This window comes from Haloarcula mannanilytica (assembly GCF_005406125.1).
GTDB classification, from domain to species: Archaea; Halobacteriota; Halobacteria; order Halobacteriales; family Haloarculaceae; genus Haloarcula; species Haloarcula mannanilytica.
The window spans coordinates 1,070,444-1,097,278 of the sequence record NZ_BIXZ01000001.1 but is presented as its reverse complement, the minus strand read 5'-3'; the positions used below and the strand labels follow the sequence as shown (position 1 = coordinate 1,097,278).

Genomic DNA, 26,835 nt, shown 5'->3' with positions numbered 1-26,835 from the left:
AGTGTGTGCCACGGACGGAGTTCAGAGGACTAGTCGCAGATGAATCTGTGACCCACAGTTCACTCGTCACAGAATGCGAGGGATGGGATTCGAACTCGAATGCAAACGCTCGCGTTGCTCGCGTTTCCGTAGTTCGAATCGCCATCCAAACGTTTCACACGCTCTCACAACTGTTCGAGCGAATTCATGCGAGGGATGGGATTCGAACCCGATGCAAATCCTCACTTCGTCCGGATTTCCGTGATTCGAATCCCGCTCGCATCGCTCCTCGTGATAACTCGTCACAGAATGCGAGGGATGGGATTCGAACCCACGGACCCCTACGGGAGCGGGTCTTAAGCCCACCGCCTTTGGCCAAGCTCGGCTACCCTCGCGCAGATTGAACTCTGCGGGGGCTGATGAATGGTCCTTTCGATATGCCTGTGATAACTATGGCAAATGTGCCACGCCGACGCTATAACTCAGACTGCTGTTTTCGGCGGATTATACGCCTTCTGCATCAGGTTCTGTGAAAGTATTACTTGGAAACAACCCCTTGATTTATTATAGCTACACTTCACGATGGCGGTGTGTTACGTTAGCATGACGCTGCCTGAGTCCTCCAACCGATCCGGCGTATCACGACGTAAACTATTGCGAGCGCTCGCTGGCGGGAGCGCGGCCGCCTTCCTCGCTGGCTGTCAGGGTCCGACTGACGGTGGAGACAGTGGAAGCGGCGGCCAGACTGGCGACAGCAGTGATGGCGAGAGCGGCGGTGACGGCGAAAGCGGCGGCTCGCGGCTCCGACTCGCACAGGCGAAATCACCGGTAGAGTTCGACCCGGTCGTGCTCAACGACGTGCCGTCGCTCGAAGTGGCGATGATGATTTTCGACCCGCTGTACGCGTACAACGAGGACGGGACCGAACTCGTCCCGAAGGTTGCGGCAGAGATGCCGACGGTCGAGCGGGACGGCCAGCGCTGGATCGTCCCCCTGAACACCGACGTGACGTTCCACAACGGCGACACCGTCACTGCGGAGGACGTGAAGCACACGTTCCTCGCACCGGTCGAAGAGGAGACCGAGAACGCCGGCGAGGTCAACATGATCGACTCTATCACCGCCGTCGACGAGGCGACGGTGCAGTTCGACCTCAAGTACCAGTTCGGCGCGTTCAAGTACTACACGAACCGCAACATCGTCCCCAAGAGCATCCGGACGGAAGACCGCGAGGCGTTCAACAAGCAAGACCCCGTCGGGTCCGGTCCGTTCACGCTGGAGAATTGGACCGAGGGCGAGTCCGTGGTGCTCTCCCGGTGGGACGACTACTGGGGAGAGCCGATGCCGAACCTCTCGACGCTTGAGTTCGTCCCCGTCGAGGAGCCCACGACCCGTATTACGACGCTCAAGAACGGGAAGAACGACGTGGTCAAGAACATCCCGCCGAAGTCCTGGGGCACGGTCGAAGGGATGGACAACGCGAGCATCGAATCCGCTCTCGGGATGAGCTATTTCTACCTCGCCTTCAACTGCAACGAGGGACCGACTGCCGACCCCGAAGTCCGGGAGGCCATCGACTACGCCTTCTCGATGCAGACGGCCGTCGATCGGTTCGTCGAACCCTCCGGCGTCCGTGCCGTTTCGCCGATTCCCAAGACGCTCGCCGAGGCCTGGGACTTCCCGCAGGACGACTGGGGTGACATCATGCACGACCAGGACATCGACCAGGCGAAATCGATGCTTGACGACAACGACAACGTGCCTGACGACTGGCAGGCCCGCATCATCGTGCCGCCGGACGAGAAGCGCGAACAGATCGGCACCTCTGTCGCAAACGGGCTCAAGGAGGCTGGCTACGACGCGTCGGTCCAGCGCCTCGACTGGGGCGCGTTCCTCGACCAGTACGTCTCCGGGAGCGCCGACGACTACAACATGTACACGTTGGGCTGGTCCGGGTCACCCGACCCAGACACGTTCATGTATTTCCTCTTCTCCCAGGAGCAGGAGGGAGTCACCAACGGGACGTACTACCGCAACGACGAGGTCGACTCGGCTATCATGGACGCCCGGCAGGAAACCGACCGCGAGACGCGCCGCGAGCTATACATTTCTGCGGTGGAGACGCTCATGCAGGACCGGCCACACATCCCGGCGTACACGCTGAAGAACAGCTTCGGCGTTCGCAACCGAGTGCAGGACTTCATGGCTCACCCGATAGACCAGTTCTCGCTTGTCAGCGAATACAACAACACCTCCGTCCAGTAAGCGGACCGCATTCTCTTGATCACATATGAGTCTGTTACGCTATTCAGGGCGGCGGGTCGTCCAGGCTATTCCCGTACTCCTCGGTGTCGTTGCGATCACATTCACGCTCATCAACGCCGCACCAGGAAACCCCGTCGAGATAATGCTCGGCCCGTCGCCGAACCAGGCGGCCGTCGAGACGCTCAAAGCCAAGTACGGCCTCGATCAACCGCTGCACGTCCGCTTCTGGAAGTACTTGGTCAACCTCGTCCAGCTCGATATGGGCCGGAGCATCTATTACGACGCGCCGGTCACGACGAAGATCGCCCAGCGGCTCCCGCAGACGATACTGCTGATGGTGTCGAGTTTCGCCTTCGCCATCGCGACGGCGGTCCCGCTTGGGGTTATCTCGGCCAAACGCCGGAACAAGCCGACCGATCACGTCACCCGCATCGTGTCGCTCGTCGGCGTGAGCACACCGTCGTTCTGGATCGGGCTGGTGCTTATCCTCCTGTTCTCGTACAACCTCGGCGTGTTACCGGCGACGAACCTCGTCATGCCGTGGGCGCACCCCTCGAACGTCACCGGTGCGAGCACCCGGCTCGGTGTGCTCTACGTTGCGGGCGCGCACCTCCTGTTGCCGATGCTGTCGCTCGGGACGCTCCAGATGGCGGCGATAACGCGAATCGAGCGGTCGTCGATGCTGGAGGTGCTCTCCGACGACTACGTCCGACTCGCGCGTGCCTACGGCGTCACGGAGCGGACGATCCTCCGGAAACACGCCTTCCGGAACGCACAGTTGCCGGTCATCACCATCATCGGTCTCCAGTTGACGACTGCTATCGGCGGCGCGGTGCTGACCGAGACAGTGTTCGAAATCAACGGGATGGGACGGCTCATCGTCAGTTCCATCTCGCGACAGGATTTCCCGGTGGTGATGGGGACGACGTTCGTGTTCGCGCTGGTGTTCGTTGTCGGCGTCATCCTCACGGACATCTCCTACGCGTACATCGACCCACGGGTCTCATACGGTGATCAGGAGTAACTATGGCTACGACACATTCGGATTCCGAGACGCTCGGTGGCGAGTCGGTCGAGGACTTTGACGAATCGGAGCAATCTGTCGAGGCCCGCGTGGGCTGGCGCTACACGCTCGCCCAGGTGCGGAAAGACCCGACGGCGTTCGCGGGATTCATCATCATCGCCGTCGCCTCGGTCGTCGCGCTGGTGACGACCATCGACGCCGTCGTCTTCGAGTATCTGGCCCAGTATCAGGTGTTCGCCCAGTTCGGCGTCGAGAAGTACTGGCTCGCCAAGACAATCTGGATGAGCCCGACCGCGGAACCGGCCGGGACGCCGACGCTGCTGCCGCCCGTCGGCATGGAGAACACGTTCGGCCAGGGGACCTGGGCGCACCCGCTCGGCACAGACGACCGCGGCCGTGACATCCTGCTGCGCCTGATCTATGGGACTCGAATCGCGATACTGGTCGGTGTGCTGGCGACCGCTATCGGCCTCGTCGGCGGCATGGTCATCGGAGCCGTGTCGGGCTACTACGGCGGCTGGACCGACGACGTGCTGATGCGCCTGGCCGAGACGCTGTACGCGATTCCGTTCCTCGTGCTCGTGCTCGCGTTCATCGCCGCGTTCGGCCGGAGCATCACCTTCGCGATGGTCGGCGTCGGCGTCGCATCGATACCGAAGTTCGCCCGCCTCATCCGCTCACGCGTCGTCAGCGTGCGCGAAGACGAGTACGTCGAGGCGGCGAAAGCGGCCGGCGTCCGCGACCGGAACATCATCCTTCGGCACGTCATCCCGAACAGTTTCGCGCCGGTGCTCGTCCAGGCGACGCTGCAGGTCGGCACGGCCATCATCATCATCGCTGGCCTCTCGTTCCTCGGCTTTGGCATCCAGCCCCCGACCCCGTCCTGGGGGCAGATGCTGTCGGTCTCCCGCAACTACATGATTCAGAACCCGTGGTTCAGCGTCTGGCCGGGGCTGTGTATCCTCGTCACGGTGGTCGCGTTCAACATGTTCGGTGATGGCCTCAGAGATGCGCTCGACCCCCGACTCAACAACTAACCATGTCTGCCCCACTCCTCCGCGTTGATGACCTCCAAGTCCAGTTTTTCACCGAAGACGGCGTCGTCCGGGCTGTCGACGGCATCAGTTTCGATGTCCGCGAGGGCGAACTGGTCGGCCTGGTCGGCGAGTCCGGTGCCGGCAAGAGCGTCGCCGTCTCGGCCATTATGCGACTCGTCGAATCGCCGGGCCGAATCGTCGGCGGCCACATCGAGTTCAAGGGCGAGACGCTCATCGAGGTCGAACGAGGTGACGACGGCGAGTCGTACCGAACCGACGCGACGATACCCGACGGCGAACTCCGTGAGCGCATCCGCGGTCGGGAGATCGCGATTATCTTCCAGGACCCGATGGAGTCGCTCAACCCGGTGTTCACCGTCGGCGGCCAGCTCCGGGAGTTCATCGAACTCAACCGCGACCTGTCGGAGGAAGACGCCCGCGAAGAAGCGGTGCGGATGCTCCGCGAGGTGGGCATCCCCGAGGCCGCGGCCCGGTACGACGACTACCCCCACCAGTTCTCCGGCGGGATGCGCCAGCGCGTACTTATCGCGATGGCGCTGGCCTGTGAGCCGGCGCTCATCATCGCCGACGAACCGACGACGGCGCTCGACGTGACCGTCGAGGCGCAGATTCTGGACCTCGTCGACGAGTTACAGGAGCGGTACGACACCAGCTTCGTCTGGGTGACCCACGACATGGGCGTCGTCGCCGAAATCTGTGACCGGGTGAACGTGATGTATCTCGGCGAAATCGTCGAGCAGGCCCCGGTCGACGACCTGTTCTACGACACACAACACCCCTACACCGAGGCCTTGCTGGACTCAGTCCCGCGGCCCGACGAGACGGTCGAGGAACTGAACCCGATCAAGGGTGTGATGCCGGAGGCGATCAACCCGCCCGCGGGCTGCCGGTTCCACACGCGCTGTCCGGACGCCCGCGAGGCCTGCAAGACGACGAACCCCGACTGTCGGGATGTCACCGACGGCGTCACCGAACACCGGGCTGCCTGTATCAAACACGACGCCTTCGAGACGACCTACGAGGGGTCGCCGCCGCTTGAGACCGGGAGCGGCGGCGGGTTCGACGTGTCCCTGTCAGGCGGTGAGACCGATGACTGAACGCGCCAGTTCGGCATCCGACGGCGCGGATGCCGTCGGCTTCGGCGAGCCGCTCGTGGAGATACAGAACGTCAGCAAGCACTTCCCGAACGAGGAGGGGATGTTCTCTTGGCTCTCCTTCAACCGCGACGCCGACGGCCTCCCCATCGAGACCGGACGCGAGTGGGTTAGGGCCGTCGAGGATGTCTCCTTTACTATCCGCAAGGGCGAGACCCTGGGACTGGTCGGCGAGTCGGGCTGTGGCAAGAGCACGCTCGCTCGGACCATCCTCCGCTTGCTGGAACCGACTGAGGGAAGCATCTACTTCAAGGGGACCGACCTCGCTGACCTCTCGGGCGAACGGCTCCGGAACACCCGCAAAGACATCCAGATGATCTTCCAGGACCCGCAGTCCTCGCTGGACCCCCGGATGAAGGTCGGAAAAATCGTCGAGGAGCCGATGCAGGCCCACGGGATGTTGGACAGCGAGGGCCGGGCCGCCAGAGCCCAGGAACTGCTGGAGAAGGTCGGGCTGGACCCACAGCACTACAACCGCTACCCACACGCTTTCTCCGGCGGACAACGCCAGCGAATCAACCTCGCTCGGGCACTGTCGGTCAACCCTGACTTCATCGTCTGTGACGAGCCGGTCAGCGCGCTGGACGTGTCCATTCAGGCCCAAGTGCTGAACACGATGCGGGACCTCCAGAAGGAATTCGGTCTCACGTACCTGTTCATCGCCCACGACCTCTCGGTCATCAGGCACATCTCCGACCGCGTGGCGGTGATGTATCTGGGCCAACTGGTCGAACTGGCCGACAAGCAGGAGCTATTCGAGAACCCAACACACCCGTACACGCAGGCGCTACTCGATTCGATTCCCGTGCCGGACCCCCGTGCCGACGGCCACCGCGGCGTGCTGGAGGGCGACGTGCCGTCGCCCATCGACCCGCCCTCAGGCTGTCGGTTCCGAACCCGCTGTCCGGAACTCATCACCCCCGCGGAGTACGACCTGACCGACGCTGAATGGGAGCGCGTGCGGTCGTTCATGCGCCACGTCAAGCGCCGGGATTTCACCGAGACGGACCCCGACGCGCTCAGTCAGCGGTACTTCGACGGACAGATTCCGAGCGGCGACGCCGGGGACAAGGTCTCGGCGGCCATCGACGACATCGCCGCCGACGACTGGGACGCCGCTGCCGAACGGCTCCAGAACGCGTTCGCGGAGCAGAGTATTTGCGCACGGGAAGAGCCGGACTACGAGGTCGACCCCGAGTACGGAGCCGACCGTCACACGGTCGCCTGTCACCTGTGCCGTGAGTGACCCGTCCCGGCCCGGACCCGCTACCAGTCGACCGAAAGGGAGCCGTCGCCGTTGGGGTCCGGCGCGATCTCCTCGTTCGTCCGCCGGTCGATGACGTGGATGATGCCGCGATCTTTCTTCGCCGGACAGGCTTCCGCGGCCGCGACGTTGTGGTCGAGGTCCTCCTCGCCAATGAAGTAGGTCTCGGGCTTGGCGATGCCGGTGTCGAGATCGAGCGTCCAGTTACGCGACTTCTCGGCGCACTTGCCCGCGCCGAAGCACTTGTTCGCCTCGAAGATGATCTTGTAGGGCTTTTCCTCGACCGGGGGGCCGTCCTGTTCGCCGAACTCGCTCGGGTCGACGGTGTCGTCCGCGTCTGCCATTATTTCCAGTTCGAGACGGACCGCCTTTCGATTGTCGGTCTCCCCGAGATTCGCGCGTTACGTCTCGACCGCCGACACGACTTCGACGGAGTCCCCGACGGCGAGGGTCGCGCCGCGGTCGGCCTCGGGGACGCGGGCGATGAGCATCAGCGTGTAGAAGTGGTCGAAGGCGTCTTCATCGGCCCACTCCGGGAACGTCTCCCGCCGGCGCTCGATGAACCGCTCCCGGAACTCGGGGGTTTGCTCGCCGGTGTCAGGGTCCCGCTGCGGGACGACACAGCGACCGCAGGGTGTCACCCCCTCGAAGCGAACGTCACCGACTTCGAAGGCGGGGGCGTCCGACCCGACGAAGCGGTCCTCCCAGAACGCCGGGACGCCGCCGATTTCGACGTTCGCCCGGAGCCGCCGACGCAGCCCTTCGACGGTCACGTCGTCGAACCACGACGCAACGGTTTCAAGCGTCGCGGTACTGATGACCGACGGCCCCATCTCCCGGCGGTCGACGTACCCCCGCGTCTCGTCGCGCTTGACCGTCAGGTCGACATCGAAGAACGCGCTGAGCCAGTCGGTCGCCGCGGCCCGGCCGTCCTCGCTACGGAGATTGAATGATGCGCTATCGTCGTCGGTAGTGACGGTCAGCGTCCCCGTTTCGGGGTCGTAGCCGGTGTCGATATCGTGGACGCGAGCCGTTCGTTTCCCGTTGACAACGTCGCCGTCGGCGTCGAACATGGCGAACTCGCGGTCGTGAGCCAGCGTCCCGCCCGGTCGTACCGATACCGATTCACAATCCATGCCGTCCAGCGCCTTGACGGGGTAGACGGTGAGTCGCTCGACGTGTGCCACTGGGTGTGGTTTTGTCGCCCGGTCGTATAGCAGTGCCCGTTCCGTCTGCGGCGGCTGGTAACTGTTGACTGTCCGAGCGCGATGACGGTGAGGTTAAGAGCGTTCCACAAGTACCAGTGGATATGTTTCTGTTAGCGTCGCGTTTCTCAAGGACTCGCTGTCGGCGGACCGGCGGCTGGTGGGGGGAGTACTGTGAGTAACCTCCTCGACACTGTGTTGCTCCCGGTCGCGAGCGAAGACGATGCGCGGTCGTCCGCACGCGCTCTCGCGGAACAGGACTACGGCACGGTGACCGTCGTCCACATCATCGAGAAGGCTGACGGCGCACCTGACAAGGCGAGCGTCGAACAGCGTGAGCAGGCCGCCGAGGAGATGTTCGAGGCGGCGCGGGCCGAACTCGGCGATATCGAGACCGACGTGGTCTACGGTGCTGACGTGGCCGAGGCGATATTCGACGCGGCGACAGACCGAGACGCTTCGGCTATCGTCGTCACGCCGCGGGGCGGCAACCGCTTCATCCGGCTCATCACGGGTGACGTTGCGCTCCGACTCGTGACCGAAACCGAACATCCAGTGGTCGTACTGCCCGACAGAACCGACGAGACAGCCGACACCGAAACCGATGAGTGACGAGGAACTCGCGAAGGACATCGGCCCGCTTGCGGCGCTGACAATCGGCGTCGGGACGATGATCGGGGCCGGTATCTTCGTCCTGCCCCGGGCGGCCATCAGCCAGGCCGGCTCTTTCGCTATCGTCGCGTTCACGCTGGGTGGCGCAATCGCACTTCTCACGGCGTTTTCGGCGAGCGAACTCGGAACGGCGATGCCGAAGTCCGGCGGGGCCTACTACTACGTCAACCACGCGCTCGGCCCGATGTTCGGCTCCGTCGCCGGCTGGGCGAACTGGCTCGGCTTGGCCTTCGCCTCCGCGTTTTATATGGTCGGCTTCGGCCAGTACATCCAGCAGATATTCGGGCTCACGGCCACGGTCGGCGTTGGCCCCGTCGCACTCGACCCGGTGAAACTCATCGCGCTGGCCGGCGCGTTGCTGTTCATCACGGTCAACTACGTCGGCGCGAAGGAGACCGGCCGGCTCCAGAACGTCATCGTCATCATCCTGGTCGCCATCCTGACTGTGTTTACTATCTATGGCGGCCTGCGCGCCGACCCAGCGAACCTCCCGCCGACGGCCGGATTCAGCGATACGATGGCAGTCACCGGCATCATTTTCGTTTCCTATCTCGGATTCGTCCAGATCACGAGCGTCGCAGAGGAGATACAGGACCCCGGCGTCAATCTCCCGCGTGCGGTCATCGGCAGCGTCCTGCTCGTGACGGTGATATACGCGCTCGTTCTGCTGACGATGGCGGCCGCCGTCGAGCCAGGGTTCATCGAGGCGCTTCCGACGGAACAAATCGCTGTCGTCGAAGTCGCACGAATTCTTCTCGGGCCGATTGGGGCCATCGCGATGTTGCTCGGCGGCCTGCTGGCGACAGCCTCCTCGGCAAACGCCTCGATTCTCGCCTCGTCGCGTATCAACTTCGCGATGGGCCGGGACGGCATCGTCAGCGAATCACTCAACGAGATTCACCCGCGCTTTGCGACCCCGTACCGCTCGATTGCGGTGACGGGCGGGCTCATCCTCGTGTTCATCGCCGCCGGCACCGTCGAGACGCTCGCCTCGATGGGGAGCGTGCTCCACCTGATAATCTACGGACTGTTGAACATCGGCCTCATCGTGATGCGCGAGGCCGAACCGGCCGAGTACGACCCCGATTACACCGTCCCGCTGTACCCCGTGGTTCCGATTCTGGGGGCGCTGACCTCGCTGGGGCTTATCGTGTTCCTCGCACCGGTGGCAATCGGCCTGAGCGCCGTGCTCGTCGCCGGGGCCGTCCTCTGGTACTTCGTGTACGCTCGCTCCCGGGCCACGAAGCAGGGCATCCTCTCGCAGTACATCCTCTCGCGGTCCGAAGCGATGCCGGACGCCGCCGTCAGCGCTGCGACCGGTGTCCAGCCGGACGGCGGAAACTACCGCGTGATGGTGCCGCTCGCAAATCCCGAAAACGAATCGGACCTCATCACGCTCGCCAGCGCTATCGCGAAACAGCGGGGCGGCACTGTCGTCGCGACACATATCGTCACTGTGCCGGACCAGACGGCTCTTGCCGGTGCGGCCGAACGCTCTGACGAGATCGACGAGACATCCCAACACCTGCTCGACAGAGCGCGGGAAGACGCAGAGACGTTCGGTGTCGATATCGAGACGCATACGATTATCTCGCACAAATCCTTCGAAGGGATTTTCGACGCCGCCAAATCACACACCGCTGATCTCGTCGTGATGGGCTGGGGGCCGGACTCCCATGGCTCACCCGGCCGCGCCGAGTCGGCGATCGACGAACTGACCGAATCCGTCCCATGTGACTTCCTCGTCATGCGCGACCGCGGCTTCGATCCCTCGCGCATTCTGCTTCCGACTGCCGGCGGCCCGGACTCGGACCTCACGGCGTCGGTCGCGAAACTGCTCCAGGCAGAGTACGGCTCCGAGGTGACGCTGCTAAACGTCGCGGACGACGGTGAACGCGACGATGCAGAACAGTTCCTCGAAACGTGGGCCGAGGGCCACGGACTCGAAGATTCCACACTCCGCATCGAAACCGGCGACGTTGAGACAGCTATCGAGCGGGCCGCTGAAGACGCAACCCTCCTGCTCATCGGTGCGACAGAGGAAGGGCTGTTACGACGACTCGTCGGCGGGTCGCTCGTTCTCGATGTCGTCGACGACGTCGAATGTACGGTCGTGCTGGGCGAGAAACACCGACATCGGGGGCTCCTGGACCGGCTGTTCTGAGCGGGTCCGAACCGCTTTGCTCTGTCGCCAATTATCGGAACTCCGCGGCCTCAAGTCCCAGACAGCCGAAAACGGGACAAGGATGACTGTTCAGAAAGTCACTGGAGCGATACTATTACATATCGACTGGGGTAATCAGTTGCCAGACGAATGGTTGAGCACACCCGAACGCTAGACTTCAAGATCGCGTTCGCGATCGGGTTGGGAACGATGATCGCTGCTGGAATTTTCTCGCTGTCGGGGACCGCCGTCGCAGCGATTGGGTCGAGCGCAGTCATCGCGTTCGTCATCGCCGCCGTCATCGCGGGTGTCACCGCCGCCGCGTACTCCGAGTTCGCGTCCGTCTACTCCGAGAACGGCGGCGGCTACCTCTTCTGTTCGCGGACCTTCGAGGACCGAGACCTGCTAACCTACAGCATCGGGATGTCGCTGTTTCTCGGCTACACAGGCACGACGGCGTTCTATCTCGCCACGATGGACGAGTGGGTCGTCCGCTTCATCCTCCCTGAATCGCTTCACTTCCTGCCACACGGCACTGCCGGTGTGGCGACGGCGCTCCTGCTCGGGACCCTCAACGCACGCGGGACGGAAGAAAGCGGGAGCTTTCAGCTCATCGTCACGGGCGCGAAGGTCGCCGTCCTGTTCGCGTTCATCGGCGGCGCGTTCGCCTTCCGTGGCCCCTCGGTGGCCGTCGGGAAGTTCGCGGCGAACTTCGGGGGCGGCCCCGTCGACATCCTCACGATCTCCGCGCTGGCGTTCATCACGTTCTTCGGTTTCTCGGCTATCGCGGCCAGCGCGGGCGAGATAATCGAGCCAAAGCGGACCGTTCCCCGTGCCATCGCCGCGAGCATGCTTACAGTCACCGTCCTCTACGCGTTCGTGATTATCGCGATGGTGAACTCTCCGATTCCCGCGGAGGTCATCGCACAGGAGGGCGAGACCGCAATGGGCCGGGTCGCCGCCTCGTTCCTCGGCAGCATCGGTGAGAGCCTAATCGTCGCCGGGGCCATCTTCTCGATGGTGTCGGCTTCGAACGCGTCGATCCTCGCCGCGAGCAGCATCGGCTCGCTGATGGGCACCCGCGGACAGGCCCCGCGGCGGTTCTCGCGCATCCACCCGGACTACGGGACGCCGTCCTGGAGCGTGGCGACCGCGACGGTGACCATCGTCGCGCTCATCGTGTTCTTCATCGCGCTGTTCCCGGCGGAGGGCGGCCTGCTCGCCGGGCTCGGCCTCCACCTGGGGCTGAACGCCCTGACCGGCTTCGCGACGCTGAACCTCCTCTTGCCGCTGGCCGTCGTCAACGTCGCGCTCATCTACTCTCGGCGGCGGTTCCCGGACATCACGCGAGGCTTTCGGGTCCCCGGCGTTCCGATCGTGCCGGTCATCGGTGTGCTCGCGAACCTCGGACTCATCTACAACCTCCCGCCGAAGGGGGTCGTGACCGGGCTGGTGCTGACGGCCGCGATGGTCGTCGCGTACCTCGCCTGGGGCGGCGCGCCAGAGACCGAGGACCTGCTCCGCGAGGTTGTCCCGGAGACACCGGCGTCGCGCGGGGCGGTGGAGGGAACCGAAACCGAAGCACCTGCCGACGCCGGCGGCTTCCGCGTGCTCGTCCCCGTCGCGCGCCCGGACCGCGCCGTCCGCTACGTCGAACTCGCGGCAGCGCTCGCGAAGGTGTCCGACGAGGACCCCATCGTCCACGTCCTCAACGTGACGCAGGTCCCCGACCAGACGCCCTGGGAATCCGTGCAGGACACCGCGAAGGCACGAACTGAGCGCATTCGGTCGGAACTGGACGAGAACGACTACGGAGCCGAACTGTTCATCGAAGGCCACACCTGTCGGGACGTTGCCTTCGACATTCTCCAGACGGCACGCGACGACGACGCCGACCTAATTCTCATGGGGTATCCCGAGCGCCATCAGGACGTGACCGAGACCGTCGAGCGCGAAGCGCCCTGCGACGTATTCTTCGCCGACCAGGCGACCACGGCAGACGACCTCGACGTGATCAACATCGGTGCGGGCGGTGGTCCGCACCACCAGGCTGTGCTCCCGCTCGTGAACGCGCTCGGTCAACGGGGGAGCGAACTCCATCTCATCAACGTCAGCACCGAAGACGAAGGGTCCAACGAGGCCTCGGGGACGACGCTCGACGCGCTCGAAGGCGTCGAGACGACACAGGTCCACAATGTCCGGGCCGGTTCCGTTGCAGACGGCCTCGTCGAAACCGCAGCAGAGAACGGCGGGGTGCTGGTCATCGGCGCGTCCCGAGACCGCTGGCTCAGGCAGGCCTTGTTCGGGAGCACGCCGGACGAGGTCATCGCCCTCGCCGCTGAACGGGACGTGCCGGTCCTAGTATATGCCAGCCAGACCGGCGTCTCCGGCCGGCTGAGCGAACGGCTGTTCCCGGTCGCACGGTATCTCAGAAAGCGGTTATCACGGTCCAGCCCGAAACAGGGGTCGAGCCCCGACTGGAACTAGCTCGGTCTCAGGCCGGTTATCGGTGAATCTCGACCGATTCGAGCAGCATCTCCTCGGTCGGCGCGTCGTTGCGGTCGGTGTCGACGCTGCCGATTGACTCGACGACCTCCATCCCGTCGATGACTTTCCCGAAGACGGCGTGCTTGCCGTCGAGGTGGGGCTGGGCGTCGAGCGTGATGAAGAACTGCGAGCCGTTGGTGTTCGGGCCGCTGTTGGCCATGCTGAGGACGCCCGGGCCGTCGTGGCTGAGGTCGTCGTGGAACTCGTCGTCAAAGGAGTAGCCGGGGCCGCCGCGGCCGGTGCCGGTCGGGTCGCCCATCTGGATCATGAAATTCTCGATAATGCGGTGAATCTCGATGTCGGTGTACAGCGGGTCGATGCGCTTTTCGCCGGATTCGGGGTCTTCCCACGCGCCGGTTCCCGGCCCGATTTCGGTGCCGTCGTAGTCGTCGGCCCCTTCGGCCAGGCCGACGAAGTTCTCGACGGTAGTCGGCACGCGCTCGTCGTACAGTTCGACATCGATCTCGCCCTCTGTCGTGTGGAGGGTCGCGGTCAGGTCGCTCATACTCGGTCGGAGGGAAGCCCGGCAGAAAAGCCTGCTTACTACACGGCCACGACCCGGACATTGATATACCAGACCGAAGCCACGCCCGCTATGTCCTAACTAGCGACCGCGTGGCGTCAAGCGGGTGTCCGACACGCCGCCACGCGAACGGGAGTGTCGGCTGTTCGCCACTGCGGGCTACGGCAAGTGTGACAGCAGGTGCTTCGACACCTGCTCAGGGGCGTCGAACTGGACCCAGTGGCTCGCCGCCGGGAGCCGCTCGACCCGACAGTCCGGGACCCACTCGTCGAGGCCATCGGTCAGTGAAAGCGATAGCGCGTCGTCCTGCACGCCCCAGATCAGAAGTGTCGGAGCCGCTACCGGGCGGTCGCCGACGCCGCCCTGCGTGAGCGTTAGCTTCGCGTTCCGACGGGCGAGCGCCCGGTAGTAGTTAATCGCCGCCGTCAGCGCGCCCGGCTGACCGAGCGCTCGCTTGTACCGCTCGATGTCCGTTTCAGTGAACGCGTCGGGGCGGGTCGGGCCCTTCGTTAGCATCCGCTGTAGCAGGGCGAAATCGTTCCAGCGGAGGCCGAGTTCCGGCAGGACCGGGAGCTGGAAGTACAGCACGTACCACGAGCGCAGGAGCTGGTCGGGCGAGCGACGGAGGTGCCGCTCGTAGGCGGTCGGATGTGGAGCGTTCAGCACTGCCAGCCGGTCGACGACAGCGGGGCGGTCGATAGCGGTCTGCCAGGCCACCAGGCCGCCCCAGTCGTGACCAACCACGTGGGCCTGCTCGCGGTCGAACGCCGAGACGAGGCCCGCAACGTCGGCGACCAGTTCGTCGATGTGGTACGCCGCGACGCCGTCGGGCTTGTCGGAGTGGTTGTAGCCCCGGAGGTCCGGCGCGACCACGCGGTAGCCGGCGTCGGCGAGTGCCGGAAGCTGGTGTTTCCAGGCGTACCAGAACTCCGGGAAGCCGTGTAGCAGGACGACGAGATCGCCGTCCGGCGGTCCGGCGGTAACGGCGTGGAGCCTGATTCCGTTGGTGTCGACCAGCTCGTGGGTTCCCGGCGTCGCCGACGCGGGTACCGTCCACCCACTGCTGTCACGAGCGCTGGCGTGTCGTCCCATCGGAACATATTGGCCCGTTCGACAAAAGTGGGTTCCGCTCCGTGGCTCCGTTGTCAGATTAGAAGGACCGGAGCTCGTCGAGCGTGTCCGCCGCACTGCCGTCGGCAATAACGTCACGGGCCTGTTCAAGTCCGTCCTGAATGCTGTCAGCGTCCTCGCGGGCGTAGATGCGGAGCGCTGCGTTGAGCGCAACGGCGTCAGCGAAACCGTCCTCGCGCTCGCCGGTCAACACGGCCTCGGTTATCGCCGCCGACTCTTCGGCCACGTCATCGACCTGCAGGTCCTCGCTCTCGATATCCATCCCGTACTCGCCGGTACGGATCTCGAAGTCCGCGATGTCCTCGTCGTCGGACTCGTCGCCCTCGACGGGCCACTCTGCGACGACGGTCTCCCCGGGACGAACGTCGTCGTAGCCTTCCATTCCCTGGAAGAACAGCGCCCGTTCGACGGTGCTGGTCTCGGATTCCTTGAGCGTACGGACCATCTTCTTTGCGAACGCGAGGTGATAGAAACTCCCGAGGTGGACGCTGGCGTTGGCCGGGTTCGCGAGCGTTTCGACGGTGTTGACGAATGTCCGAACGCCCATGTTGTCGCGGCGCTCGAACAGGGCGTCGATGCCAGGGTTGAACGCCGGCTGGTAGTAGAAGCCGAAACCGACTTCATCGACCATATCGGCGCTCTCGCTCGGTTCGATTTCGGTCCGGACGCCGAGTTCGTCCAGGACGTGTTTGTAGGCGTCCTGCTTCTGTGTGGGGACACGGTCGCCCGAGTGGACGACGACGGGTGTGCCGGCGGCAGCAGCGACGACGCCCGCGCCGACGCCGAGAATCGCGGACCGGCCTTTGCCGTCGTAGTTCGCCCCGCAATCGACGGGGTCGGCTTCGGGGGTCGCCGTCTCGACCGATTCTTCGGCCATTACGTCGACGTACCCACCCAGTTCCTCGGGGGTGTTGCGTTTCCAGCGATTGGCGAGCCAGAACGCGCCAAGCGTCGTGTGATCCGGTTCGCCGCCGAGGATGCGCTGGAACGCTTCCCGGGCCTGTGTCCGCGTCATGTCGTCGGCCGATTTATGTCCGGAGCCGACGACTTCCGTCATGAGTCGTTTGAGCGGCCATTCACCGTATTCCCGGGTCGCTTGTGCCATGCGAACCCGTTCGGGCGCGAGTTCAAAAGCCCCTGTGCTTCATTCCCATTTTGCGAGAACACGCCCGGTTCCCGAAAGGGATACACGACTACACTCCTAACCGAAACTAATGAGTCTCCAGTCGGGCGAGTGGCGCGAGCGGATCGACGAGGTAGATGCCGCGCTCATCGACGAGTTCCAGAGCGACTTCCCGATTCAGGAACGTCCGTTCGAGGCTGTCGGTGACGCGCTGGGGGTCTCGGCTGAGACGGCACTCGACCGCGTTACTGCGCTCCGTGACGATGGCATCTTCCGTCGGTTCGGCCCGGTCCTCAATCCGCCGGTTATCGGCTCCTCGACGCTGGCTGCTGTCAGCGCCCCTGAGGCGCGGTTCGACGAGGTGGCCGAGATCATCAACGGGTACCGGCAGGTGAACCACAACTACGCCCGCGACCACGAATGGAACATGTGGTTCGTCGTCACCGCAGGGTCCCGACAGCGGCGGGACGAGATTCTTGCCGACATCGAGGCCCGAACCGGTTGTCCGGTGCTCGTCTTGCCGATGCTGACGGACTACTACATCGACCTGGAGTTTCCGGTCGTCAACGGGGACCGGTTCGCACGGGAGAGTTTGGAGACAACTGACGCCAGTGCGACCCGGATAAGCGAAGACGCCGCCGTCGACCTCTCGGAACTGGACCGACGGCTCCTGCTTGAGATCCAAAGCGGTTTCCCGCTCGTCGCGACACCCTATCGGGAGGTAGCGGCGGCCGTCGACGCCGACGTGACCGAAGTCCTTTCAGCTATCAAGCGGCTCCGCCGAACCGGCTGTATCAAGCGCATCGGCTGTGTCGTCAACCACATCGATACCGGGTTCGACAACAACTGCATGGTCGTCTGGGATGTGCCAGACGAGGCTCTTGACGAGCGTGGCGAAGCTGTCGGCGAACTTCCATATGTCACGCTCTGTTATCACCGGCCACGGCGCCCGGACCAGGACTGGCAGTACAACCTCTTTACCATGATTCACGGCCGCGAAGCCGCCGTCGTCGACCGGAAAATCGACGAACTCGCGACCGAACATCTCCCCTACGACCACGACCGGCTGTACTCGACGGCGACGCTCAAACAGACCGGCGCACGGTACGACGACATTGTCGGCCAGTAGCGCTTGGTAAATCAGGTAAGGCTGGGTGAGATGGCCGGAACCCTTTTCAAATCCTATCTAAAACCTGCTAGGTAATGACAAAGGGTCGGCGAGCGAAAATCCTCGTGGTCGATGACGAGCCAGAGGTGGCCGACGTGTACGCGGAACAGTTACGCGACCGGTACGCGGTCGAGACGGCATACAGTGGTGAGGCGGCCCTCTCGGCGTTAGATTCCGCTATCGATGTCGTCTTGCTGGACCGACGGATGCCGGACCTCTCCGGCGACGAGGTCCTCTCGGCGATCCGCGAGAAACGCTACGAGACCCGTGTCGCGATGGTGACCGCGGTGGATCCCGGCTTCGATATCATCGAGATGCCCTTTGACGATTACGTCATCAAGCCGGTGTCGAAAGCGGAACTGTTCGAGACAATCGAGCAGCTGCTTCTGTACGCCGATTACGAGGAGCGACTCCGGGAGTGTTACTCCCTCACGGCGAAATACGCCGCCCTGGAGTCCTCGAAACCGGAGGCCGTCCTCGAGGAGAGCGAGGAGTTCGCCGACCTAAAAGCCGAGATCTCGGAGGTGCGGGACGAACTTGACGAGATCACCGACTCCTTCGACGCCACGGACTTCGAGATGCTGTTCCGGGACTTCGAGACGGGCGAAGCGATGTCGGACAACACGCGGCCGTAACTGGCTCGGCGCGGTCGGTCTCGTGGCGGCGCGGCTCACGGTGACCCGCCTACCCTTTCGAAAGCACTAACCGATTCTCCCCCCTAGGAGTGGCAATGAGTCAGCAACTCCCGGACGTGCAGGCGTCGAGTCCGGACGTAACGGTCGGTCTCAATCGCGTCGGTGTGACGGGCGTCGAGAAACTCGTCAAACTGGGGCGTCGTGACCGCGATCCCATCGTACTCATGGCGGAGTTCGAAGTGTTTGTAGATCTGCCGTCCTGGCGAAAGGGGGCGGATATGTCCCGCAATATGGAGGTCATCGACGAGACGCTGGAAACCGCCGTGTCGGAGGAAGCCTACCGAGTGGAGGATGTCTGTGGCGACGCAGCCGAACTCTTACTTGAGAAACACGACTACACGACGAAGGCGGAGGTCCGGATGGAGGCGGAGTACGTCACCCACGAGTCCACGCCGGCCTCAGAGATGCCCACGCAGTCGACCGCCGACATCATCGCCTCGGCGACGGCGACCGAAGACGGCACGAGCGAGGAGATCGGCGCTCGCGTCACGGGGATGACGGTCTGTCCGTGTTCTCAGGGGATGTCTGCCTCCCGTGCCCGCGAGACGCTTCAACAGCTCGACGTGGACGACGATGTCATCGAGGAGTTCCTCGAAGCTAACCCGCAGGCCGGCCACTCGCAGCGGGGCCACGCCACGCTCACCGTCGAAAGCGACGGTGCGCCCGAAGTCGACCTGAACGAACTCATCAAGGTCGCCCGTGATTCGATGAGCGCTCGCATCTACAACCTCGCGAAGCGGCCCGACGAGGACCACATGACCTACGAGGCCCACAAAGACGCCAAGTTCGTCGAGGACTGCGTTCGCGCACTCGCCGAGGGCGTCGTCGAGACGTTCCCGGACCTGGCGGACGACGCTATCGTGACGATGAAACAGTCCAACGACGAGTCCATCCACCAGCACAACGCCCACGCCGAGCGTGTCGCGCAGCTGGGCGATTTGCGGCAGGAAGTTAGTGAATAGCGAGGGCTGAGCGAAGCGAAGCCCTCGGAATGTCGAGGGGGGAACGGAGTGACCCGTGAGACTGCGGTAATTTTTGAGCGAAGCCCTCGGAACGTAAAGGGGTGAGCGCGAGACGTGACGCGTCTCGGTTGCGAACGGCGAAGCCGTGAGCGTAGCGACCCGCGAGGCTGCGGTCACTGTCTGTAACTCTGGTTCTAACGGTCTGCTACACCCAGCTACGGCGGCCCGACCGGCGTCGCCTCGGCCCAGTGCTCCTCGAACGCCTTGGTGATATCGGCAGTGAAATCGGAGTCCTTCATGTCGATGACGCCGAAGGTCTCCTCGCGGCCAAGCGGGTGTGGGACCTCGATACAGACCTCGACGCCGTCCAGTAGCTCGAACGCCGACCTGATGTTCGAGCTGGCGCGGGCGCTGTAGTTGTCGTAGTGGAAGAGCCGGTCGTAGTACTCGCGGTTGGCCTCGTCGGGCAGGCTCTCGAACAGATCCGGCCGGACGAGCAGGGACACTTCGACGCCCCGTTCCAACGCCGCTTCGAGTTCGTCGACGATCCGCTCAGTGCTAGAGAGTATATCCACCTGGCGGGCGGGTGAGGACCCGACCATGATGATCTCGTCGTCGGCGGCGGCCAGCCGTTCGAGCAGCAGGTCCAGGGAGTCCTCGGGGCCGACAGCGGCGGTCCAGAACGGCTCCTCGACGGGGTCGGCCGATTCTAGCTGGGATGAGAGGTCGTCGACGATCTCCTCGTACTGGCCGACCTTCTCCTGGAGTTCGCGTTTCTTGTCTTCGAGCAGGCGGTCAAGCGCCGTGTCCGGCTCGACTGCGACGTATTTTTTGGGTCGGCTGGCGGTCTGGCTGCGGACCAGATTATACGTTTCGAGGCTGTTGAGCACGTCGTAGATGCGGCCCATCGGCACGTCGCTGGCCCGGGACAATTCTTTCGCTGTTGTCGGTCCCGTTTCCAGCAGCGACCGGTACGCTCTGGCCTCGTACTCGGAGAGACCGAGGTCTCTGAGACTGGACATACCAGTACATCACGGCACGCGCGCAAAAACTTATCGGGGGTTTACCGTTTGTCACCGTTTCCGGCAGTTGAAACGAACTCTCAGTTCTCGCCGGTCAGTGCGGCTTCGAGTTCAGCCGGCGTCGTCCCTTCGGCGACGATGGCGTCGCCGTCGAGGAGCCGCGCGGTGCCGTCGCCGTCCGGGTCCGGGACGACGGTGGTCTCGTGGTCGGCCATCCGGAGCGCGGCCCGATGGAGGTCCGTTCCTGCTTCGGTCCCGACAGTGAGCGTCTGGGGTTGCTGGAGGCGGGCCGCCACGCTGGCGTAGCCGGCCACTTCGACCCCCATCCGTTCGGCCGCGCCGGCGAAGGACTCGACGGCGGCAACCGCCGCGTTGCGGTACCGATCCTCGCCGGTCAGCGCTGCCAGGTCGACCAGAGCGTCGGCCAGTTCCACCGTCGCGTCGAGGGGGTGGAGCGAGCGGCTACAGAGTCCAGCCCCGCTGGCGGGGCCGTCCCTGAACGCGCCGCTGTCCTGCTGGCGGTTCTCGATCGTCCAGTCGGCGACGGCTTCGGCTGGCCCCGGCTCGCCGAGGACCTGCCAGCTCGTCGTCAGCCCCTGCAGGAGCTGGGCCTGGTCCAGCAGCAGGCCGGTCTCGCTGTCCGGGCCGTCGTAGTGGGCCACTTCGCCGTCGTCGACGAGGGTGTCACAGACGGCGTCCCGGGCGCGGCTCGCGTACTGCTGTGCCCGCTCGTCGTCGGTGTAGGCAGCGACCCACAGCAGGGCGTCGATGGCGAGGCCGTTGCGGTCCGCGAACACCGTCTCGTCGACGTTTGGCGGCACCGTTCCCTCGCGCTCGCTGGGCTCCAGCCGGTAGTACTCGTCCGACCCGGCTTGGCTCGCAGCGAATGCCTCGTCGGCCCACAGCGTCGTCGTAAGGTAGTCGACGGTTCGCTGGGCGGCGTCCCGGTACGCTTCCGTTCCTGTGTAGCGGTAACCGTGAGCGAACGCACGAACCAAGGCGGCGTTCTCGTCCAGCAGTTTCTCACGCCGTGGATTCCCCCAGTTACGCTCCGTCGAGTACCGGAAGAAGCCGCCGTCGTAGGTGTCGAGCAGATGCGTGCGGATCGCTTCGAGTGTCCGAGTGGCCTGGTCCCGCGCGCGAACGAGCGCGAACTCGACAGTCCGCGGGAGCGGGAACTTCACGTCGGTCCCCCAGCCGCCGAACTCGTCGTCGAACGCCCCCAGCAGTTGTTCGATCATGTGTTCCTCGATGCGGGATCGGAGTTCACCGGCCGGCGGCGATTCGTCCTGTAGCTGTCGGGGAATCGACCCCGCCGCCGCGCCCTGGGCGTCCCAGGACTCCCGGACGGAGTCGAGAATACCGCGGAACCCGTCCGGGCCGAGGAACGTCGCCCCGGTGATGACCTCCCCGTCGGGAGTCAGGAACACCGTTGAGGGGAATCCGCCCATCGTGTACCGCTCACGGACCCGGGGGTTGCGGTCGGCGTCAACACGGAGCGGAATGAATCCGTCGTTGATGTTGGCCGCGATGCGTGGCTCGCCGAACGTCCGGCGGTCCATCGCCCGGCATTCGGCGCTCCACGGAACCGTCAGCGCCAGCAGCACCGGCTTGCCGGCGTCGGCGGCGTCCTCGAAGGGAGTCGTCCCCCACTCGCGCCACTCTACCTTCGTGTCGCGTGCGTATTCGTCCATACCTGCCCTGGGCGGCGGTCGTACAAAGGCCCTCTCACTCCCGGCGAAAGACCGATTGGCGGGGCGGTCCAAGCGTCGACGATGGACTCCCAGCAGGCGATTACCGAAGCGTCGGAACCGGTCACGCCGGGCGACCGCCCGCCACGTCTCGGTCGCGTCCCGTTTCTCGACAACACCGTCGCGATGCTGCGTGATCCGCTGGGATTCTACGACCGCGCCGGCGCTCACGAGTCGGATATAGTGGGGTACAACGTCGCTGGGACGACGGGCTACTTCGTCTGCCATCCCGACCTCGTCGAGCGAGTGCTGGTGACCGACGCCGACGCCTACGAGAAGGGGCAACTCCTTCAGGACACGCTCGGTCAGTTCATCGGCGAGGGGCTGTTCCTGCTGGAGGGCGAGGAGTGGCAGCGCCAGCGAACGGCGCTGCAGCCAGCGTTCTACCGCGAACGAATCGCCACCTACGGCGAGACGATGACCGGGTTCGCTGACCGAACCGCGGCGGCGTGGGCCGACGGCCAGCGCATCGACGTACTTCCGCAGATGCAGTCGCTGACGCTGAACATCCTCGGGAAGACGCTGCTTGATGTGGACATCGAGACCACCGCGGCGGCGCTGGAACCGCTGCTGGACGCGCTACGAAAGCGACTGGACCCGCGGTCGCTGTCGGCGTACGTCCCGCTGTGGGTCCCGACGGGAACGAACCGCGCTGTCAACCGCTCGCTCGCGGCCTTTCAGTCGACGCTTGACGACGTTATCGCCGCCCGCAAGCGCGAAGACGCGAGCGCCCGCGAGGCACGCGACGACGTGCTCTCCCTGCTGCTTTCCCTTGATGAGGAGACGGTGGACCGCGAACGGCTGAGCCACCAACTGCTGACCTTCCTCGTCGCCGGCCACGACACGACGGCGCTGACGCTGACCTACGCCTGGTTCCTGCTGGCGACCAACCCCGAATGCCAGCAGCGCCTCCATGACGAACTCGACGCGACGTTGGGGGACAGCCAGCCCACTCCCGAGGACCTGTTCGAACTGCCGTATCTCGACGCGGTGCTGAACGAGGTCCTGCGATTGTACCCCCCCGCATTCACGGTGTTTCGCCAGCCGACGGAGCCGGTAACGCTCGGCGGGTATGAACTCTCACCGGACGCACAGCTCACCCTCCCGCAGTGGCTCGTCCACCGTGACGAGCGCTGGTACGACGCGCCCGACGCCTTCCGTCCCAAGCGATGGGACGACGACCTCGAAGCCGCCCTTCCGGACTACGCCTACTACCCCTTCGGTGGCGGCCCGCGCCACTGTATCGGAATGCGTTTCGCCCGGATGGAGGCCAAGCTCGCGCTGGCGACCATCGCCCAGCAGTACGCCGTCGAGGCGGTGACCGAACCGCCGCTGTCGCTGGCGATGCAGATTACGCTGAGCCCGACTGAACCCATCGAGGTCCGACTGCGGGAACGGTGAGCGATTGGTCCGCCGCACCACGCTCCGGGTCCCGCTCTCGAAAGGCGTTTGGGGGCGGGCCTGCAAGCGGTAGTATGCTCCGGGTCATCGGGCTGTTGCTGCTCATCCCGCTGTTCGACATCGTGTTGCTGGTGACGGTCGCGATACCGTTCCTCGGCCCTTACGTGACAGTCGCTCTCGTCGTCCTGACGGCGCTGGTCGGCATGCTACTGGTCCGCGCTGAGGGTCGTGCGACGCTACAAAAGATACAGCAGCGCCTCGCTGTCGGCGAACTCCCCACCGACGAACTCATCGACGGCGGGCTGCTCATCGCCGCCGGCGCGTTCTTCCTCACGCCCGGGTTGGTGACGGACTTCGTTGGCCTCCTGCTCGCGGTGCCGTTCACCCGATACCCGGTCCGCGCCGCCACGCGCCGCTGGGTCGTCCGGCCCTACATCGACGCCAAGACCGGCGGTTTCGCCAGCGGCCAGGTCTACATCGGCGGCTTCCCGGACGACGAAGGCGGTCCAGCCGGCTCCGGCCCAACCAACCCGGATGGCGGCCCCGGCCCGAGCTCTGGTTCCAGTACCGGCTCCGGAACCTCTTTCGACCCCGACGAAGCCACTGATGTCGACTTCGACGATAGCGACGGAAACTGAAGCCCTGACGCGGTTTCACATCCCCAACCGCCCGCGAAACGTTACCCTTTTCAATACCCCTCGGGTACAGACGAATGCGTTGGGCCAATAGCTCAATCAGGTTGAGCGCTCGGCTGATAACCGGGAGGTTCGCGGTTCAAATCCGCGTTGGCCCACTATTCTGTGCCACATAACGAGAAACAGAGTGACAGGTCTGTGGCACATGACTCGTGCATCCGAGCGGATTTGAACCCTGGAAGTCGCAGCGGACGAACGTCGTGAGTCCGACCGTCTTCCTCCGGTTCACAATCCGCCTTGGCCCCTGACGTTTCGGGGTCAACAGGCCAGCCACGCCGTTGCGTTCCAGCGACAAGCCGACCAGAAAACTTTCGGCCCGGTTACCTGTCAGTGACTGTATGCGACGACGCCAGTTCCTCGCGAGCGGAACAGCCCTCCTTTCCGTCGCCGTCGCTGGCTGTGGCCATCCGTCGGTCGTCCTCGACATGGACGATGCCACGGCGGCCGACATCGCTGACGAAGTTGCGATGTCGCCGGAACCGGACTCGGCGGAACACGCGGTCGTTTCTTCGGCCGCCGAAAACGGCTCTTCGACGCGCCGCGGCCGATCCGACCTGTTCGACCGCACTGATACAGTCCGTATCGGGGACCACTTCTATGAGGTCTCCGAGACTCGACTTTCGAGCAGCGAGGTGACGGTGTACGACGTGCGAATCGACTTCGACCCGGCGGATTCGACGGCAGAACTCGGCGAGATCACTTACGAGGAGCTACCGGCGGCGGACCGTCAGCGCCTCGATCAGATACTCTCGGACGACGACCCACCCAGTCAGGATGGGTACGACGTGGGTGTCGGGTACGGGACCGCTGAGGAAGTGGGCGACGGATCAGTGTTCGTTCCGGAGCAGCAGTACGACATCATCGTTCACGACGGCGACCGCTATCGAGTTGAAGTGAACAGCCGAACCACAACCGAGACGGAATACCGATACGAGGTGACAGCGGTCGCGTCCGGCGTCGACTCGTTTGCCGACCGGATTCGAGACCAGTATCTGTTCACGCTCTCGGGGCTCTCCGACGCCGAACGGGAAGTCGTCGAGGAAGCTATCGACGGTGGATACTTCGAAGATGACGAGGCCTTCCAGTCGGTGACCGACCGTATTCGGGACCACGAGGGGATCGAAGTCACTGACAGCTACGGGACGTGGCTCATAGAGTACGAACAGACCGAGTATCTCACGTACGTCGAGTGGTAGCCGTTCGCTATTCTGTGTACTCGTCGAACAGGTCGTTGACACGGCGCTCAATCTCGTCTCGGATGTCACGGACCCGTTCGACCGATTGCCCGTGTGGGTCGTCCAACGCCCAATCGCGCACCGTTACATCGGCGTCGAGTTCGAGCGTCGAACAGCCCATCGTCGTAACGACGGTGCAACTGTTGAGTTCCTCGTCCGAGACCGCCTGCGGTACCCGGCCGGACAGGTCGATGTCGAGTTCCCGCATGGCTTCGACAACCTCCGGATGCACTTCGTCCGCGGGGTCCGTGCCGCCGGTCAGGATTTCGACATCGTCTTCGAGTCCGCGGCGGGCACGTTCTCGCTCGGCAAAGGCTGCAGACATCTGACTTCGGCCCGCGTTCTGTACGCAGACGAATCCGAGTTTCAGCGGCGTATCAGTCATACCGCTGTGGTCCCAAGCGAGCGAGATAACAGTTCCTAAGACCGCTATTGAGGGCTATATATCCAAGATCCACGGCTGTACGGTAGCGGTGTCCGCGAACTGTCTTGAGCGGTGCCACCTTGCGTACCTATACCCCCTCCACATTGAGGAGGTAGTTCCTTCGCCTATCCCAGTCCGTGCCTCAGTACATGCCGGAGTACCGCTTCACGTGCCCGCACTGTAATGCGTGTGCAACGGTTGACGGTGGTGTCCGGGAGCGTCTCCTGGTGGCCGGGTGCCCGGTCTGTGCCGGGTCAGTTGATGCCCCGGCGTTTGTCGAGATCTCGCCACACAGTACCGACACGCCCTGATAGTGATTATTGTAGATTATTTCCGGATAGCGCCGCCACCGGGGTCGGCGCGTCCCGGTAAATCGCTACAATAATCACTATGAGTCTCCTGTCGCTGCTGCGAGAGTCACGCTGCCGGAAACTCAGTTTTCAGCGCGTTCACAACTTATTTAACGCTATATTATGACTGATTATCATATGATAGAGGACGCACTTCGCTATCAGACACAGGGCGACGACTGGGTCAAACGCGTCGCTCTCGGTGGGGTCGTACTGTTTTTCGGCTTCTTCATCGTTCCGTTGTTTACGTTCCAGGGGTACATGCTCGAAGTGATGCGCCGGGTTCTCAGGGGCGAGACTGACAGGCCGCCGGCCTGGGACGAACTGGGCCTGGTCGATATAACCGTCGATGGGGTCAGACACACCGTCGTCGTTCTGGGGTATGGGCTGTTGCTCACCCTTGTGCTCGCAATTCCGGGCGCGATGATTATCGGCGGCGGGCTCGCTGGCTCAGAGGGACTACTGCTTTCCGGGGTCCTCGTCATCGCGTTGCTCTATTTCGTCGGCGTCATCGCAATGACAGTGATTCTGCCCGTTGCGACGGGGAGCTTCCTCCGGGCGGACAGTATCGCCGCGGGTTTTGACCGCGACGTTCTCACATCGGTCGGGACGAACCGAACGATGCTGATGGCCGTGGTGATGGCGTTTGCCGTCAACATCATCGTGTCCATCGGATCGAGTATCTTGGGAATCACCATCATCGGCTATCTTGCGGTTCCGTCCCTCGCGTTCGTCGGCCAGTCGGCGATCATGTACGTCTGGGGACGTGGCTTCGCTGACGCATACGAGGAGGAGTACGGCGAACCGCCGCTTGCCACCGTGACCGACGGGACACACACCGGGCCAGCCACGACAGGGACCGCCTCGGGCGTGGACGATCAGACTGGCGACAGCGATGCCGGTGACGCTGGCTGGAGCGATGACACCGACGGTGACGGATTCGGCACCTCGGCCTGGGACGACGCCGGTGACGGAGACAGCGGCCGACGCTGATCGCGGTCGCTGGACTGCCGGTCAATCTTT

24 protein-coding genes and 2 tRNA genes are annotated in these 26,835 nt (G+C 64.1%); 17 read left to right on the top strand and 9 right to left on the bottom strand.

The window, feature by feature from the left end; genetic code table 11:
- Window positions 1–289 precede the first annotated feature (289 nt).
- Window positions 290–374 (bottom strand) — tRNA-Leu (locus tag Harman_RS05570).
- A 208-nt stretch (window positions 375–582) separates the two neighbouring features.
- Between Harman_RS05570 and Harman_RS05565 the strand changes: the two genes are divergently transcribed.
- Genes Harman_RS05565 through Harman_RS05545 form a run of 5 tightly spaced genes read left to right on the top strand, consistent with a single transcriptional unit; the run spans window position 583 to window position 6,726 of the window.
- Window positions 583–2,244, top strand: a complete 1,662-nt coding sequence (locus Harman_RS05565; RefSeq protein ID WP_137682802.1) for an ABC transporter substrate-binding protein — start codon at window positions 583–585, stop codon at window positions 2,242–2,244.
- A 25-nt stretch (window positions 2,245–2,269) separates the two neighbouring features.
- Entirely contained in the window at window positions 2,270–3,268 is a 999-nt protein-coding gene (locus Harman_RS05560; protein ID WP_137682801.1) for an ABC transporter permease, read from the top strand.
- A 2-nt stretch (window positions 3,269–3,270) separates the two neighbouring features.
- Window positions 3,271–4,305, top strand: a complete 1,035-nt coding sequence (locus Harman_RS05555) for an ABC transporter permease (RefSeq protein WP_137682800.1) — start codon at window positions 3,271–3,273, stop codon at window positions 4,303–4,305.
- Window positions 4,306–4,307: 2 nt separating this feature from the next.
- Complete coding sequence (locus Harman_RS05550) at window positions 4,308–5,423, top strand: ABC transporter ATP-binding protein (protein WP_137682799.1); 1,116 nt, start codon at window positions 4,308–4,310, stop codon at window positions 5,421–5,423.
- Window positions 5,416–6,726 (top strand): ABC transporter ATP-binding protein, encoded by a 1,311-nt coding sequence (locus tag Harman_RS05545; protein ID WP_137682798.1) that lies wholly within the window; start codon window positions 5,416–5,418, stop codon window positions 6,724–6,726. The genes Harman_RS05550 and Harman_RS05545 overlap by 8 nt, the downstream gene beginning before the upstream one ends.
- A gap of 20 nt (window positions 6,727–6,746) precedes the next feature.
- Here the strand turns inward: Harman_RS05545 and Harman_RS05540 are convergent, their stop codons facing one another.
- Window positions 6,747–7,088, bottom strand: coding sequence for a ferredoxin (locus Harman_RS05540; RefSeq protein WP_137682797.1), 342 nt, complete (start codon window positions 7,086–7,088; stop codon window positions 6,747–6,749).
- Between the two features lie 57 nt (window positions 7,089–7,145).
- On the bottom strand, window positions 7,146–7,931 hold the full coding sequence (locus Harman_RS05535) for an MOSC domain-containing protein (RefSeq protein ID WP_137682796.1): 786 nt from the start codon (window positions 7,929–7,931) through the stop codon (window positions 7,146–7,148).
- A gap of 192 nt (window positions 7,932–8,123) precedes the next feature.
- Between Harman_RS05535 and Harman_RS05530 the strand changes: the two genes are divergently transcribed.
- From Harman_RS05530 to Harman_RS05520, 3 genes are all read left to right on the top strand, one after another.
- Window positions 8,124–8,561: a universal stress protein gene (locus tag Harman_RS05530; RefSeq protein ID WP_137682795.1), complete on the top strand. Its 438-nt coding sequence runs from the start codon at window positions 8,124–8,126 to the stop codon at window positions 8,559–8,561.
- The gene (locus Harman_RS05525; RefSeq protein ID WP_137682794.1) at window positions 8,554–10,785 is read left to right on the top strand and encodes an amino acid permease; all 2,232 of its coding nucleotides are present in this window, start codon (window positions 8,554–8,556) and stop codon (window positions 10,783–10,785) included. The genes Harman_RS05530 and Harman_RS05525 overlap by 8 nt, the downstream gene beginning before the upstream one ends.
- A gap of 150 nt (window positions 10,786–10,935) precedes the next feature.
- Window positions 10,936–13,272 carry an amino acid permease gene (locus Harman_RS05520; RefSeq protein ID WP_137682793.1) on the top strand — a complete coding sequence of 779 codons (2,337 nt, stop codon included), beginning with the start codon at window positions 10,936–10,938 and terminating at the stop codon, window positions 13,270–13,272.
- Window positions 13,273–13,288: 16 nt separating this feature from the next.
- On the opposite strand, the gene Harman_RS05515 is transcribed toward Harman_RS05520, so the two are convergent.
- From Harman_RS05515 to Harman_RS05505, 3 genes are all read right to left on the bottom strand, one after another.
- Window positions 13,289–13,837 (bottom strand): peptidylprolyl isomerase, encoded by a 549-nt coding sequence (locus Harman_RS05515; protein ID WP_137682792.1) that lies wholly within the window; start codon window positions 13,835–13,837, stop codon window positions 13,289–13,291.
- Window positions 13,838–14,014: 177 nt separating this feature from the next.
- Entirely contained in the window at window positions 14,015–14,947 is a 933-nt protein-coding gene (locus Harman_RS05510; protein ID WP_137682791.1) for an alpha/beta fold hydrolase, read from the bottom strand.
- A gap of 58 nt (window positions 14,948–15,005) precedes the next feature.
- A complete protein-coding gene (locus Harman_RS05505; protein ID WP_137682790.1) occupies window positions 15,006–16,091 on the bottom strand; it encodes an anthranilate phosphoribosyltransferase in 1,086 nt (361 codons plus the stop codon).
- 109 nt (window positions 16,092–16,200) lie between these two features.
- On the opposite strand from Harman_RS05505, the gene ahbB reads away from it, so the two are divergent.
- The 3 genes from ahbB (at window position 16,201) to mptA (ending at window position 18,934) form a co-directional block, all read left to right on the top strand.
- Window positions 16,201–17,238, top strand: a complete 1,038-nt coding sequence (gene ahbB / locus Harman_RS05500; protein WP_137682789.1) for a siroheme decarboxylase subunit beta — start codon at window positions 16,201–16,203, stop codon at window positions 17,236–17,238.
- A 74-nt stretch (window positions 17,239–17,312) separates the two neighbouring features.
- Complete coding sequence (locus Harman_RS05495) at window positions 17,313–17,912, top strand: response regulator (protein ID WP_137682788.1); 600 nt, start codon at window positions 17,313–17,315, stop codon at window positions 17,910–17,912.
- A 95-nt stretch (window positions 17,913–18,007) separates the two neighbouring features.
- The gene (gene mptA, locus Harman_RS05490) at window positions 18,008–18,934 is read left to right on the top strand and encodes a GTP cyclohydrolase MptA (protein WP_137682787.1); all 927 of its coding nucleotides are present in this window, start codon (window positions 18,008–18,010) and stop codon (window positions 18,932–18,934) included.
- A gap of 215 nt (window positions 18,935–19,149) precedes the next feature.
- Here mptA and Harman_RS05485 read toward each other — a convergent pair whose 3' ends face one another.
- Complete coding sequence (locus Harman_RS05485; protein ID WP_137682786.1) at window positions 19,150–19,956, bottom strand: TrmB family transcriptional regulator; 807 nt, start codon at window positions 19,954–19,956, stop codon at window positions 19,150–19,152.
- A gap of 80 nt (window positions 19,957–20,036) precedes the next feature.
- Entirely contained in the window at window positions 20,037–21,650 is a 1,614-nt protein-coding gene (locus Harman_RS05480) for a DUF255 domain-containing protein (protein WP_137682785.1), read from the bottom strand.
- Window positions 21,651–21,731: 81 nt separating this feature from the next.
- Between Harman_RS05480 and Harman_RS05475 the strand changes: the two genes are divergently transcribed.
- From Harman_RS05475 to Harman_RS05460, 4 genes are all read left to right on the top strand, one after another.
- Window positions 21,732–23,108, top strand: coding sequence for a cytochrome P450 (locus Harman_RS05475; RefSeq protein WP_137682784.1), 1,377 nt, complete (start codon window positions 21,732–21,734; stop codon window positions 23,106–23,108).
- 74 nt (window positions 23,109–23,182) lie between these two features.
- Window positions 23,183–23,746 carry an FxsA family protein gene (locus tag Harman_RS05470; RefSeq protein WP_137682783.1) on the top strand — a complete coding sequence of 188 codons (564 nt, stop codon included), beginning with the start codon at window positions 23,183–23,185 and terminating at the stop codon, window positions 23,744–23,746.
- 81 nt (window positions 23,747–23,827) lie between these two features.
- Window positions 23,828–23,901 (top strand) — tRNA-Ile (locus Harman_RS05465).
- A gap of 240 nt (window positions 23,902–24,141) precedes the next feature.
- A complete protein-coding gene (locus Harman_RS05460) occupies window positions 24,142–24,999 on the top strand; it encodes a hypothetical protein (RefSeq protein WP_137682782.1) in 858 nt (285 codons plus the stop codon).
- Between the two features lie 7 nt (window positions 25,000–25,006).
- Here the strand turns inward: Harman_RS05460 and Harman_RS05455 are convergent, their stop codons facing one another.
- Window positions 25,007–25,423: an arsenate-mycothiol transferase ArsC gene (locus Harman_RS05455; protein ID WP_137682781.1), complete on the bottom strand. Its 417-nt coding sequence runs from the start codon at window positions 25,421–25,423 to the stop codon at window positions 25,007–25,009.
- 188 nt (window positions 25,424–25,611) lie between these two features.
- On the opposite strand from Harman_RS05455, the gene Harman_RS22235 reads away from it, so the two are divergent.
- Together Harman_RS22235 and Harman_RS05445 are read left to right on the top strand one after the other, a co-directional pair.
- Window positions 25,612–25,773, top strand: coding sequence for a DUF7560 family zinc ribbon protein (locus Harman_RS22235; RefSeq protein WP_137682780.1), 162 nt, complete (start codon window positions 25,612–25,614; stop codon window positions 25,771–25,773).
- A gap of 177 nt (window positions 25,774–25,950) precedes the next feature.
- The gene (locus tag Harman_RS05445) at window positions 25,951–26,805 is read left to right on the top strand and encodes a DUF4013 domain-containing protein (RefSeq protein ID WP_137682779.1); all 855 of its coding nucleotides are present in this window, start codon (window positions 25,951–25,953) and stop codon (window positions 26,803–26,805) included.
- Window positions 26,806–26,835: the final 30 nt, after the last annotated feature.

Coding starts and splice junctions, on each gene's coding strand:
- mptA (WP_137682787.1), top strand. CDS start 18,008: ATGAGTCAGCAACTCCCGGACGTGCAGGCGTCGAGTCCGGACGTAACG.
- Harman_RS05520 (WP_137682793.1), top strand. CDS start 10,936: ATGGTTGAGCACACCCGAACGCTAGACTTCAAGATCGCGTTCGCGATC.
- Harman_RS05515 (WP_137682792.1), bottom strand. CDS start 13,837: ATGAGCGACCTGACCGCGACCCTCCACACGACAGAGGGCGAGATCGAT.
- Harman_RS05445 (WP_137682779.1), top strand. CDS start 25,951: ATGATAGAGGACGCACTTCGCTATCAGACACAGGGCGACGACTGGGTC.
- Harman_RS05550 (WP_137682799.1), top strand. CDS start 4,308: ATGTCTGCCCCACTCCTCCGCGTTGATGACCTCCAAGTCCAGTTTTTC.
- Harman_RS05510 (WP_137682791.1), bottom strand. CDS start 14,947: ATGGGACGACACGCCAGCGCTCGTGACAGCAGTGGGTGGACGGTACCC.
- Harman_RS05505 (WP_137682790.1), bottom strand. CDS start 16,091: ATGGCACAAGCGACCCGGGAATACGGTGAATGGCCGCTCAAACGACTC.
- Harman_RS05565 (WP_137682802.1), top strand. CDS start 583: ATGACGCTGCCTGAGTCCTCCAACCGATCCGGCGTATCACGACGTAAA.
- Harman_RS05555 (WP_137682800.1), top strand. CDS start 3,271: ATGGCTACGACACATTCGGATTCCGAGACGCTCGGTGGCGAGTCGGTC.
- Harman_RS05475 (WP_137682784.1), top strand. CDS start 21,732: ATGGACTCCCAGCAGGCGATTACCGAAGCGTCGGAACCGGTCACGCCG.
- Harman_RS22235 (WP_137682780.1), top strand. CDS start 25,612: ATGCCGGAGTACCGCTTCACGTGCCCGCACTGTAATGCGTGTGCAACG.
- Harman_RS05455 (WP_137682781.1), bottom strand. CDS start 25,423: ATGACTGATACGCCGCTGAAACTCGGATTCGTCTGCGTACAGAACGCG.
- Harman_RS05480 (WP_137682785.1), bottom strand. CDS start 21,650: ATGGACGAATACGCACGCGACACGAAGGTAGAGTGGCGCGAGTGGGGG.
- Harman_RS05540 (WP_137682797.1), bottom strand. CDS start 7,088: ATGGCAGACGCGGACGACACCGTCGACCCGAGCGAGTTCGGCGAACAG.
- ahbB (WP_137682789.1), top strand. CDS start 16,201: ATGAGTCTCCAGTCGGGCGAGTGGCGCGAGCGGATCGACGAGGTAGAT.
- Harman_RS05495 (WP_137682788.1), top strand. CDS start 17,313: ATGACAAAGGGTCGGCGAGCGAAAATCCTCGTGGTCGATGACGAGCCA.
- Harman_RS05545 (WP_137682798.1), top strand. CDS start 5,416: ATGACTGAACGCGCCAGTTCGGCATCCGACGGCGCGGATGCCGTCGGC.
- Harman_RS05560 (WP_137682801.1), top strand. CDS start 2,270: ATGAGTCTGTTACGCTATTCAGGGCGGCGGGTCGTCCAGGCTATTCCC.
- Harman_RS05460 (WP_137682782.1), top strand. CDS start 24,142: ATGCGACGACGCCAGTTCCTCGCGAGCGGAACAGCCCTCCTTTCCGTC.
- Harman_RS05470 (WP_137682783.1), top strand. CDS start 23,183: ATGCTCCGGGTCATCGGGCTGTTGCTGCTCATCCCGCTGTTCGACATC.
- Harman_RS05485 (WP_137682786.1), bottom strand. CDS start 19,956: ATGTCCAGTCTCAGAGACCTCGGTCTCTCCGAGTACGAGGCCAGAGCG.
- Harman_RS05525 (WP_137682794.1), top strand. CDS start 8,554: ATGAGTGACGAGGAACTCGCGAAGGACATCGGCCCGCTTGCGGCGCTG.